The organism is Kitasatospora sp. NPDC004799 (assembly GCF_040609095.1).
GTDB lineage: Bacteria > Actinomycetota > Actinomycetes > Streptomycetales > Streptomycetaceae > Kitasatospora.
Map to the genome: position 1 here is coordinate 1 of NZ_JBEXJK010000581.1, position 3,863 is coordinate 3,863.

Here is a 3,863-nt window from a genome sequence, read left to right on the forward strand (position 1 = left end):
GTCCGCCACGGCGGCCGCGACCGGCCGGGCGCCCGGCGCACCGGCGGGACCGACCCCGCCGAGCACCGCCAGGCCGTCGAGGCCTTCGCCGCCGCCAGCGCCCGCGGCGACATCCTCGCCCTGATGGAGGTCCTCGACCCCGACGTGGTCTGGCACTCCGACGGCGGCGGCATCGTCCGCGCCGGCGTCCGCCCGATCCTCGGCGCCGACCGGGTGGCCCGGCTGGTGGCCGGCCTGGTCGCCAAGTGGTTCACCCCCGACGTGGCCACCGGCCGCGCCGTGGTCAACGGCGAGCCCGGACTGGTCTGGTACCGCCGGACCACCGGCGAGGTCGGCGGCGTCCTCGCCTTCACCGTGGCCGGCGGCCGGATCACCGAGGCGTACGTCGTGGTCAACCCCGAGAAGCTCGCCCGCATCCCCGCCGTGGAGCTGTGACGCGGCTCACGGTCACACCCCGGCCCGCCGCGTCGTCCCCCTCCCGAACAGCGCTCCACCGGAGCGCCCTCGCGAGGAGGCGGACGAGATGAGCAGCACCACCACCGGCCGGCGGATCGTCGTCCTGGGCGCCGGGTACGCCGGGCTCACCGCGGCCAACGGCGCCGGACGGCAGCACGCCGTCACCCTGGTCGCGCCCGAGGAGCGGATCCTGCACCGCATCCGCCAGCACGAGACCGCCGCCGGCCACGGCCGCGACTGGCCCACCGTCGCCGAACTCACCCGCGGCCGCCGGATCACCCACCGCCGGGCCCGTGCCGTCGGCATCGACCCGGACGCGCACACCGTCCGGCTGGACGACGGCACCACCCTCGAGTACGACACCCTGGTCCACGCCCTCGGCAGCCGCACCGCCTGGCACGGCGTCCCCGGCGCCGAACGGCTCGCCTACTCGGCGGAGCGCGCCGCCGAGCTGCGCCGCCGGATCGACCGGGCCGACCGGCCCGGCACCCTGGCCGTGGTCGGCGGCGGCGCCACCGGCATCGAACTGGCCACCGAACTCGCCGAGGCCCACCCCGGACGGCAGGTCCGGATCGTCGCCTCCGGCCTGGTCGGCGGCGTCTACTCGGCCAAGGGCCGGGCCCACGTCCGGCGCGTCCTCGCCCGGCTCGGCGTGGCCGTCCACGAGAACACCACCGTCACCGAGGTCCTCCCGGACGGGCTGCGCACCACCGCCGGCCCGATCGAGGCCGACCTCGTCGTCTGGGCCGCCTCGCTGGAGCCGCACCCGCTGGCCGCCGAGGCCGGGCTGGCCGTGGACGAGCGCGGCCGGGCCCTGGTGGACGACCACCTGCGGTCGGTCTCCCACCCGGACGTCCACGTGATCGGCGACGCCGCCGCGGTCACCGTCCCCGGCGTCGGCACCCTGCGGATGGGCTGCGCCACCGCCCTGCCGCAGGGCCAGTACCTCGGCAAGCTGCTGGCCGGGCGCACCGCGAAGCCCTTCGCGTTCCGGTACGTGGTGCAGTGCGTGAGCCTCGGGCGGCGGGACGGGCTGCTCCAGGTGGTCCGCCCGGACGACTCGATGCGGCCCACCGTGTTCACCGGCACGGCGGGGCGGCTGGCGAAGGCGGCGATCGTCGGCGTGGTCCTCAACAGCCTCAAGTAGGCCGCCGGGGACGCCGGAAGGGCCCGGGCGGGGTGCCCGGGCCCTTCCGGCCGTGCGTCGGCGGGTGCTGCCGCTACTTCTTGTCCTTCGGCCCCTCGGAGTCGGTGGACAGCGCGGCGATGAAGGCCTCCTGCGGGACCTCCACGCTGCCGACCATCTTCATCCGCTTCTTGCCTTCCTTCTGCTTCTCCAGCAGCTTCCGCTTGCGGGAGATGTCACCGCCGTAGCACTTGGCGAGGACGTCCTTGCGGATCGCGCGGACCGTCTCACGGGCGATCACCCGGGAGCCGATGGCCGCCTGGATCGGCACCTCGAACTGCTGGCGGGGGATCAGCTTCTGCAGCTTGCCCGCCATCATCACGCCGTAGCTGTAGGCCTTGTCCTTGTGGACGATCGCGGAGAAGGCGTCCACCGCGTCGCCGTGCAGCAGGATGTCGACCTTGACCAGCTGGGCGCTCTGCTCCCCGATGGGCTCGTAGTCCAGCGAGGCGTAGCCGCGGGTCTTGGACTTGAGCTGGTCGAAGAAGTCGAAGACGATCTCCGCGAGCGGCAGGGTGTAGCGCAGCTCGACCCGGTCCTCGGAGAGGTAGTCCATGCCCTGGAGGCTGCCGCGGCGGGACTGGCAGAGCTCCATGATCGCGCCGACGAAGTCGTTGGGCGCCAGGATGGTGCCGCGCACGACCGGCTCGTACACCTCGGCGATCTTGCCGGACGGGAACTCGCTCGGGTTGGTGACGGTGTGCTCGGTGCCGTCCTCCATCACCACCCGGTAGACCACGTTCGGGGCGGTGGAGATCAGGTCGAGGTTGAACTCGCGCTCCAGGCGCTCCCGGATGATCTCCAGGTGCAGCAGGCCGAGGAAGCCGCAGCGGTAGCCGAAGCCGAGCGCGACCGAGGTCTCCGGCTCGTACACCAGGGCGGCGTCGTTGAGGCGCAGCTTGTCGAGGGCGTCGCGCAGCAGCGGGTAGTCCGAGCCGTCCAGCGGGTACAGGCCGGAGAACACCATCGGGCGCGGGTCCTTGTAGCCGCCGAGCGGCTCGGTGGCGCCCTTGTGCTGCGAGGTGATCGTGTCACCGACCTTGGACTGCCGGACGTCCTTCACGCCGGTGATGATGTAGCCCACCTCGCCGACGCCGAGGCCGTCGGCGACCTTCGGCTCGGGCGAGATGACGCCGATCTCCAGCAGCTCGTGGGTGGCGCCGGTGGACATCATCTGGATGCGCTCGCGCTTGGTGAGCTGGCCGTCCACGACACGGACGTAGGTGACCACGCCGCGGTAGGCGTCGTACACCGAGTCGAAGATCATCGCGCGGGCCGGGGCGTCCTTGACGCCGACCGGGGCCGGGACGGTGTTGACGATGTGGTCCAGCAGGTCCTCGACGCCCAGGCCGGTCTTGGCGCTGACCTTGAGCACGTCGGCCGGGTCGCACCCGATGATGTGGGCGATCTCCTCGGCGTACTTCTCCGGCTGGGCGGCCGGCAGGTCGATCTTGTTGAGGACCGGGACGATCGTGAGGTCGTTCTCCAGCGCCAGGTAGAGGTTGGCGAGGGTCTGCGCCTCGATGCCCTGGGCCGCGTCGACCACCAGGATGGTGCCCTCGCACGCGGCGAGGGAGCGGGACACCTCGTACGTGAAGTCCACGTGGCCGGGGGTGTCGATCATGTTGAGGATGTGCGTCGTACCGGCGTCCGGCCCGGTCTTCGGCGCCCACGGGAGGCGGACCGCCTGCGACTTGATGGTGATGCCGCGCTCACGCTCGATGTCCATGCGGTCGAGGTACTGGGCACGCATCTGCCGGGGGTCGACGACGCCGGTGATCTGCAGCATCCGGTCTGCGAGCGTCGACTTGCCGTGGTCGATGTGGGCGATGATGCAGAAGTTGCGGATCAGCGCCGGGTCGGTACGGCTGGGCTCTGGCACATTGCTGGGGGTCGCGGGCACCTTGGTCCGATTCTCCGTTGGTCCGGGGCCGGGGGTGTCCGGGTCATCGCTGACCGGTTTCCCGGGGACCGGACAGTCTCGTCCGATCGAAATAGTCCCTGCCATCTTCCCACGAGCGCGGGGCGGACCGCCGGTCGGGCACCGGGACGGCCGGTTCGGGGCCGTCGGGGCGGCCTTCGCGGGCGGGCGGGGCGGCCCTCGCGGGCGGATCGGGCGGCGAAGTGGTCGGCCATGTCGGCGATGTGCGAGGTGAGCCCCCACCACTCCTGGACCACCACCAGGCCGGGGCCGACGCCCTGCGGCGGGCGGGCCAGGTAG

General features: G+C 72.6%; 3 protein-coding genes and 1 pseudogene. 2 read left to right on the forward strand and 2 right to left on the reverse strand.

Annotated features, from left to right (window positions below; genetic code table 11):
• On the forward strand, positions 1 to 435 hold a 435-nt coding region (locus tag ABZW03_RS38350; protein WP_355269124.1), incomplete at its 5' end, for a nuclear transport factor 2 family protein.
• Positions 436 to 523: 88 nt separating this feature from the next.
• Complete coding sequence (locus ABZW03_RS38355; RefSeq protein ID WP_355269126.1) at positions 524 to 1,603, forward strand: FAD-dependent oxidoreductase; 1,080 nt, start codon at positions 524 to 526, stop codon at positions 1,601 to 1,603.
• A 73-nt stretch (positions 1,604 to 1,676) separates the two neighbouring features.
• On the opposite strand, the gene lepA is transcribed toward ABZW03_RS38355, so the two are convergent.
• Positions 1,677 to 3,545 (reverse strand): translation elongation factor 4, encoded by a 1,869-nt coding sequence (gene lepA, locus ABZW03_RS38360; RefSeq protein ID WP_355269128.1) that lies wholly within the window; start codon positions 3,543 to 3,545, stop codon positions 1,677 to 1,679.
• A 212-nt stretch (positions 3,546 to 3,757) separates the two neighbouring features.
• Positions 3,758 to 3,863: pseudogene (locus tag ABZW03_RS38365) on the reverse strand (dienelactone hydrolase family protein); the annotation flags it as partial.